The organism is Frankia sp. AgKG'84/4, from assembly GCF_023242965.2.
Classification (GTDB): Bacteria; Actinomycetota; Actinomycetes; order Frankiales; family Frankiaceae; genus Frankia.
In genome coordinates this window covers 1-7,292 of the sequence record NZ_JALKFU020000253.1, presented here as the reverse complement: position 1 = coordinate 7,292, position 7,292 = coordinate 1, and the positions used below count along the sequence as shown (strand labels likewise).

Below are 7,292 nucleotides of genomic sequence, written 5' to 3'. Positions count from 1 at the left end.
TCCCCGGGTCGCCCTGGCAGTCGGCCGCGATCGGCGCCACCGGGTGCGCGGCGCCTGCCGTGGACTCGCGGGCATGGACGTGGCGCAGGCTGGGCGGGTGGCTCGCGGGGCCGGCCGCGGTCTGCGCCGGCATCGGGGTGATCGTGGCGTCGGGAATGCGCTGGGCGACCGTGCGGGCCTACGGCTTCGTGGAGTTCACCGTCCGTGGCACCGATCCCGATCAGCACGGCCGGCTGACCGTCGTGCTGGGGATCCTCGCCGTCGTCGCCGGGTTGCTCCTCGCCGGCGGGCGACGGGAGTGGGGCCGCGCGCTGGCGCTGATGACGGGGCTGATGGTGCTGCTCACCGCCGTCATCGACCTTGTCCACCTCTACCGGGACGGCCCGTTCGCCGACAGCGCTCTGGAGACGGACGTCTCGGTCGGGCCCGGGCTGTGGCTGGTGGTCGGCTGCGGTGCCATGGTGTTCGCGGCCGGGTTCGCCGCGCGCCTGGTGCCCCGTTCGGACCCGGGCGGCCCCGCTGGCGCTCACCCGGCGGGCGGTCGTCCGGACGATGCTGGCGGCCCGGCGGCGACAGCGGACCCGGACCGGCCGGTGGGCCACCCACCCGCTAGCCCGTTCGGGTAGGGGGGTGACCCCCATCGGGGGGACGCCCGCTTCGGTGGATTCGGGGTCATGACGACAGAGGCCACCATCGGGCACGATGAACGAGGTCAAGGGCATACGGGGGGAACAGCGAAGTACGGTCGGGGGACGTGCTGAGCTGTTTCCGTCCTTGGCGTAGGTCGCGCGCCCTCACGTCACACGGGGGGTGACGCGAGGGCGCGCACCGGCAACGGGGAGCCGGTGTGGGTCACACCGTGGGCGTCGGCATGGGGGTGCCGGCGCCCACCTCAACGTTGCTCTGGTGCTGGCGAGACGCGGCGCGGGCCCAGGCGGCTCCGCGCGGCGGATCAGGGTGCGGGCCTGTCTCCGCCCTCGTCGTCGGGGTCGAGGTGGCCGTCCTCCAGCGCCCGCTTGTACAGGTCGATCTTCGTCGCGGCGTCCCGCCCCACCCGGCGGTACTTCTGCCGGACCCGGTCGATGTACTGCTTCGCGGTCTCCGGCGACAGATTCATCTTGCGGGCGACGGTCTTCAGCGGCATGCCCGTCGCGTAGAGCCGCAACGCCTCGGTCTCCTGCGGGGACAGGCCGGGGCGGTCCGGCGCGTCATCGGTCAGCAGCAGGAAAGCGAGCTGCGGGGACACCCAGCCGGTGCCGGCCGCCGCCGCCCGGATCGCGGTGGCCAGGTCCGCCACGTCGTCCGTCTTGGGCACGAAGCCGGAAGCGCCGGCCCGCATCGCGTCCCGCACGGTGGGCGGCTCCGCAGCGGCGCTGAAGACGACGACGGACCGGTCGCCGGACAGCAACCGGCGGATGTTCTCGGACGGGTTCGACTCGTCGCCGAGGTCGAGGTCGAGCAGCACCACCCGGGCCCGCGCGCCGGGGCCGGCGAGCAGCGCGTCGATGGACGCCACCGTGTCGACGAGATCGAAGTCGGTGACGCCGTGCAGCATGTCCACGAGCCCGCGGAGCACGATCGGGTGGTCATCCACCGCCGCGACGGTGATGGTGGCCGGAGGCGTTGCGAGGTCCTGAGTGCTCATGCTGGTCCAGTCGTTTCTCCCGCAGGAGCGGCCGCGGCGGCGAACCCCGCTGAGGCCGTACGGGCATCGGTGCCCGCGGATGTGAACGTGGGGGCGTTCCCATCCCGTCGCGCCGGGCGGACCGGGCGATCCCGCCCGTGCGACGCCCACCATTTCAGCAGATCCCTACCAGCGGTCACGTGCAGGTTCCCCTGTGCGCAACCAGGATGAAACATTGCGCCCGTGACCCTCGCTTTCCGTGGCGAAGCCGCGCGGGCCCTGTGCGGTCAGGCCCGACCGGTGTCTGCGGCCAGCGCGCGTGCGAGGCGGTCGAGGTCGCCCGGTTCGTTGTAGGCGTGGGCGCTGGCGCGCAGTAGTGGTCCGCGCAGGTCACGGGACCGGGTCGGCGGGATGGCACTGGTGAGAACCTGTTCGTCCCGATACAGACGGTCGCGTACGGCGACCGGGTCGACACCCTCGGGTGGCCGCAGGGTGATGATCCCGCTCGCCGAGTCGGGCCGGTCCCGCACGCGCCAGCCACCGGCTCCGTCGAGCACCCGCCGGCCATGCGCGGCCAGCGCGGCGATCCGGTCGAACACGAGCCGCGGCCCGGACTCGACGAGCTCGGTGAGGGCGTGGGCCAGGCCGACGCGGGCGACGACGGACGCCTCGCCGACGCTGATCCGCGCCGCGCCCGGCAGCGGGAGCGGCGGTCCCCCCTGATCGCTTCGGGCGCTGTACAGGCTGGGCACGGCGACTCCCAGCCGCTCGGCGACACCCGCGCGCAGCGCTACGAACCCGACGCCCCGCGGCCCACACAGCCATTTGCGCGACGTCCCCACATACGCGCTGGCCTGGATGCCGGTGGTGTCCACCTGGCCCAGGGACTGGGCGACGTCGACGACGAGGGGCACGCCGGCGGCCGCGCAGCGGCGGCCGATGCCGGCGGCCGGTTGGACGAAGCCGCGCTGGCTGGGTACATGCGGGAACACGACGAGATCAACCTCGTCGAGGCCGAGCGGACGGCCAGCCCCGGCGCTGCTGATCCCGGCCCGGTCGAGGACGGCGAGGTCCACGACCCCCTGCTCGTCCACCGGCAGGTCCAGCAGGTCGACGCCGGCCAGGGCGGCGCGTGCCTCCAGCACGAGCCGGTTCGACCCGTACTCGCTCGGCACCATGGCGACCCGCGCCCGCTCGGGAAGCGGCCAGGCGGCCAGTAGCGCAGCGAACGCGCCACTTGCGGAGGAGTGGAAGACGACGTCGTCGCCGGCCAGGTCGGGCCCGAGCAGCCCGGCGAGCGTCGAGCGGGCCGCGGCCAGGACGTCCGCCACCGCGAGTTCCGCGACGTAGGCGCCGAGCTCGGCCTCCGCCCGCAGGAACTCCACCTGCGCCGCGACCGTCGCCGCGCTGGGCCGGGCCGCCCCGGCGGCGTCGAGATGCGTCACCGCGCTGCGGGCTCGAGCCGCCCGCCAGCCCCGGCCGAGGTGCTCGCCGGTGACCTCACCGCCTGCCCCGCCGGGCGCACGGTCGAAGGCTGGCCACCCGGACGCTTCGGTCACCGGTTCAGGATCGCATCCGACGCCGGACCTTACCCGGGAACCCGGATACCGCCGTGCCCGAGCTCTACCGCCTCGAACTCCAGATGGGCCGCAAGGGGCAGCGCTGACTGGCCGCCCCTCGCGCTGCCCCGGCGTCAGCTGGCCCGGTCGGGGACGACCTTGGCGACGATGTGCTCGGCGATGGCGAGGGAGGCGGTGGCGCCCGGCGACGGCGCGTTGCGCACGTGCACCACCCGGCCGTGGTGGGACAGGACGAAGTCGTCGACGAGGCTGCCGTCGCGGGCGACGGCCTGGGCGCGCACGCCCGCCGGGCCGCGCACGACGTCGGCGGTGCGCAGCTCGGGGACGTAGCGCCGCGCCTCGGCGACGAACGCCCGCTTGCTGACGGTGTGCAGGACCTCCTTTGCGCCGGTCTTCCAGTGCGCGCGGGCCATCTTGTGGAACCCGGGCCAGGCCAGCGTGCGGCGCAGGTCCGCGGCGTGCAGGGTGCCGACGGTGTAGCCCTCGCGGGCGGTGGCGAGCACGGCGTTCGGGCCGACGAGGATCTCCCCGTCGATGCGCTTGGTCAGGTGGATGCCGAGGAACGGGTAGCGCGGGTCGGGCACCGGGTAGATCAGCCCACGGACCAGTTCGCGCCGCTGCGGGCGCAGCAGCCAGTAGTCGCCGCGGAACGGCACGATCTGCGGCGAGGTGTCCTCGCCGGTGAGGGTCGCGACCAGGTCGGACTGCAGGCCCGCGCAGGCGATGAGCAGGTCGAACGGGCCGACCCGCTCGGTGACGGCCGCGACCCGGCCGCTGTCGCGGGCAGCGATCTGGTGGTTGCCGTTGGGCCGGGCGTGCGCGCTGCCGGAGACGGTGAGGCGCAGGTGCACGCCGTCGGGGCGTTCGTCGACGCCGACGACCTCGGCGCTGGTGCGCACCGCGCCGCCGGCGGCGACGATCTCCGCGCGCAGCGCCCTGGCCACCCCGGGATAGTCGACGATCGCGGTGGTGGGGGAGTGCAGCGCGGCGATGCCCCGGGCGTGCGGCTCGATCTCGCGCAGCCCCGCCGCGTCGAGCATCCGGGTGCCCGGCACCCCGTTGGCCTGCGCCCGCGCCTCGATCGCGGCGAGGCGCTCCAGCTCGCTGTCATCGACGGCGACGACGACCTTGCCGCACTCCTCGTAGCGGATGGCGTGGGCGTCGCAGAACTCCCGCAGCAGGCCGACGCCGCGCCGGCACAGCGTCGCCTTCAGCGAGCCGGGGACGTAGTACAGCCCGGCGTGCACGACGCCGCTGTTGCGGCCGGTCTGGTGCCGGGCGACGTCCGGCTCCTTCTCGAAGACGGTGACCGTCGCGTCCGGCTCGACCTGTCCGAGCCGGCGCGCCACCGCCAGTCCGAGAATGCCCCCGCCGATCACCGCGATGCGACCTGCCACACCCGCCCCCTGTCCTGTGTCGAGCCGACGCTACCGGACCTGCCTGATCAGCCGAAGAAGTGGCCGGGCGGGTGCGCCCGGTCGGTCCGCGAGCGGGGCGTGCCCCGCAGCGCGTCGGTGAGCGTGCGGGCCGTGTTGACCAACGGGACGTGGCTGAACGCCTGCGGGAAGTTACCCGTCATCCGGCCCAGGCGCGGGTCGTACTCCTCGGCGAGCAGGCCGACGTCGTTGCGCAGCGCCAGCAGCCGCTCGAACAGCTCCTGGGCCTCCTCGACCCGTCCGGACAGGGCGTAGTTGTCGGCGAGCCAGAAGGTGCAGGCCAGGAACGCGCCCTCGCCGGCGGGCAGGCCGTCGACCGCGCCGTCCTCGGCGGTCGGGTAGCGCAGGACGAACCCGTCCTCCATCAGCTCCCGCTCGATCGCGGCGACGGTGCCCTTCACCCGCGGGTCGGTGGCCGGCAGGAAGCCGACGAGCGGCATGTACAGCAGCGCCGCATCCAGCTCCTGGGAGCCGTAGTACTGGGTGAAGGTGCCCCGCTCGGAGTCGAAGCCCCGCGCGCAGACCTCGGTGTGGATCTCGTCGCGCAGCGCCGACCAGCGCTCCACCGGGCCGGGCAGGCCCGACTCGACGATGCCGCGCACCGCCCGATCGGCCGCGACCCAGGCCATCACCTTGGAGTGGACGAAGTGCCGGCGCGGGCCGCGTACCTCCCAGATGCCCTCGTCGGTCTTGCGCCAGCCGGTCTCGAGGAAGTCCATCAGCTTGGTCTGCAGCGGCCAGGAGTCGTCGCCCTGGGCACTGGCGATCGTCTGCCCGTCGGGCAGCACCAGTCCGCCGACGGCGTGCCGGCGGTTGGCGACGGCGACCCGGGCGACGTGCAGGGCGTCGAGGACCTCGCCGTAGACGTCGAGCTGGAACTGGTCGACGGCGGCGTTGCCGATCCGCACCGGGGCGGAGTTCTCGTAGCCCGACAGCCACGGCACCTCGTACTCGGGCAGCCGGCGCTCCCCGGCGACGCCATACATGATCTGGACCCGGGACGGGTCGCCGGCCACCGCCCGCAGCAGCCATTCCCGCCAGGCCGTCGCCTCGCTGGTGAAGCCGGCATCGAGCAGGGCGAGCAGGGTGATCGTGGCGTCGCGCAGCCAGCAGTAGCGGTAGTCCCAGTTGCGCACGCCGCCGATGTGTTCGGGCAGGGAGGTGGTGACGGCGGCGACGATGCCGCCGGTCGGGGCGTACGTCAGCGCCTTCAGCGTGATCAGTGAGCGGCGCACCGCCGGCTGCCACTGCCCGTCGTAGGTGCAGCCGGCCATCCAGTCCGACCACCACGCCTCGGTCAAGGTGATCATGCGGCGGACGTCGTGCGCCGGCGGCGGCGTCTGGTGCGAGGGCGTCCACGTCAACGAGAACGGCACGGACTGGCCGGCGGCGACCTGGAACTCCGCGTAGGTCGCCATGTCGTGGCCCTCCATCGGGGCGGTCGTGCGCAGCGTGACGGCGTCCGGCCCGGCGATGGCGGCCATCGTGTGCTCGTCGACGCGGCGCACCCACGGCACGATCGAGCCGTAGTCGAACCGGAACCGGGTCTCCGAGCGCATCCGCACGGCGCCCTCGAGGCACTCGACGAGGCGCAGCACGGTGTGGGTGCCGGCGTGCGGGAACATCGCGTCGACGATGCGCACGGTGCCCGAGGCGGTGGTCATGTCCGTCTCCAGCACCAGGGTGTCGCCGCGGTAACGGCGGCTGACGCCCAGCACCGGCTCGACCGGCGCGATCTTCCAGTGGCCGTCGTCGTCATCGCCGAGCAGCGCGGCGAAGCACGACGGCGAGTCGAAGCGGGGCAGGCACAGCCAGTCGATCGAACCCGTGCGCGACACGAGCGCCGCGGAATGGGTGTCGCCTATCAGGGCGTAGTCCTCGATCAGGGATGGCACGGCCGGTTCCTCGCTTCTGGTCCGCGGGCTGATGTCGCTGAAGGTGCAGTCGTCGGGAGTGCTGGTGCTGGCTGGTGCTGGCTGGTGCTGGTGCTGGTGCCGGCAGGTCGTGTCGCTGCCGGATCTCGTGCGTGGGCGCCACCGGTCGGCGGTGTTCCGGGTGGCCGGACACCCGCGCCGCAGCGCACTGGGCCTCACAAAGGGACTCACCATACGGACTGCGGTGGGCAGCTACGTTGGGGGTCCGGACTTCGGGGTGGTCCACCCGTTAGCCGGACCAGATTTCCTTCCCTGACGTGACAGGAATCACAAAGTGTCTAGTTCGTGGCGCACCGCCACCGCGCCCGCAGTGCGTTACTTGACCGACCCGCACCGGCGCCTGGCGGTGATCCTGATCAGCCTCGCGGCGGTGGGGCTGATCGCGTTCGGCGTGTTCGCGACGCTCGGCGGACCGCCGCCGCAGCAGCAGGCGGTCGTGTATTTCGACCCGGCGGCGACCGTGGCCGAGAAGGACGCCGCCCGCGCCGCGTGCCCGTCCGTGGGCCAGGCGATCCAGCTGCCCCCCGACCGCAACGACCTCGCCATCACCCGGGCGTACCCGCTGCGCTACGACGTGGCGAAGGCGTCCACGCAGGACCGCGCGGCGATCTACGCGTGCGTCAGCCGCCAGCCCGGCGTGGTCGGCATGAGCCAGGAGACCCAGGGCCAGTAGCGCGAGCGGCCCGGCGGTGCGGACCCGCAGGCCGGCGGGGCCACC

At 73.6% G+C, this 7,292-nt stretch carries 5 protein-coding genes and 1 pseudogene; 2 read left to right on the top strand and 4 right to left on the bottom strand.

The features are described 5' to 3' along the window. Window positions 1-626: pseudogene (locus MXD58_RS15955) on the top strand (hypothetical protein); the annotation flags it as partial. 326 nt (window positions 627-952) lie between these two features. Here MXD58_RS15955 and MXD58_RS15950 read toward each other — a convergent pair. The 4 genes from MXD58_RS15950 to MXD58_RS15935 form a co-directional block, all read right to left on the bottom strand. Next, a complete protein-coding gene (locus MXD58_RS15950) occupies window positions 953-1,645 on the bottom strand; it encodes a response regulator transcription factor (protein ID WP_248840724.1) in 693 nt (230 codons plus the stop codon). A gap of 266 nt (window positions 1,646-1,911) precedes the next feature. Continuing rightward, window positions 1,912-3,183: an aminotransferase class V-fold PLP-dependent enzyme gene (locus MXD58_RS15945; RefSeq protein ID WP_248840723.1), complete on the bottom strand. Its 1,272-nt coding sequence runs from the start codon at window positions 3,181-3,183 to the stop codon at window positions 1,912-1,914. Window positions 3,184-3,317: 134 nt separating this feature from the next. Further along, a complete protein-coding gene (locus tag MXD58_RS15940) occupies window positions 3,318-4,601 on the bottom strand; it encodes an L-2-hydroxyglutarate oxidase (protein WP_248840722.1) in 1,284 nt (427 codons plus the stop codon). 47 nt (window positions 4,602-4,648) lie between these two features. Further along, on the bottom strand, window positions 4,649-6,535 hold the full coding sequence (locus MXD58_RS15935) for a glycoside hydrolase family 15 protein (RefSeq protein WP_248840721.1): 1,887 nt from the start codon (window positions 6,533-6,535) through the stop codon (window positions 4,649-4,651). Between the two features lie 313 nt (window positions 6,536-6,848). Between MXD58_RS15935 and MXD58_RS15930 the strand changes: the two genes are divergently transcribed. Continuing rightward, on the top strand, window positions 6,849-7,247 hold the full coding sequence (locus MXD58_RS15930) for a hypothetical protein (protein ID WP_248840720.1): 399 nt from the start codon (window positions 6,849-6,851) through the stop codon (window positions 7,245-7,247). Window positions 7,248-7,292: the final 45 nt, after the last annotated feature.

Coding starts and splice junctions, on each gene's coding strand:
- MXD58_RS15950 (WP_248840724.1), bottom strand. CDS start 1,645: ATGAGCACTCAGGACCTCGCAACGCCTCCGGCCACCATCACCGTCGCG.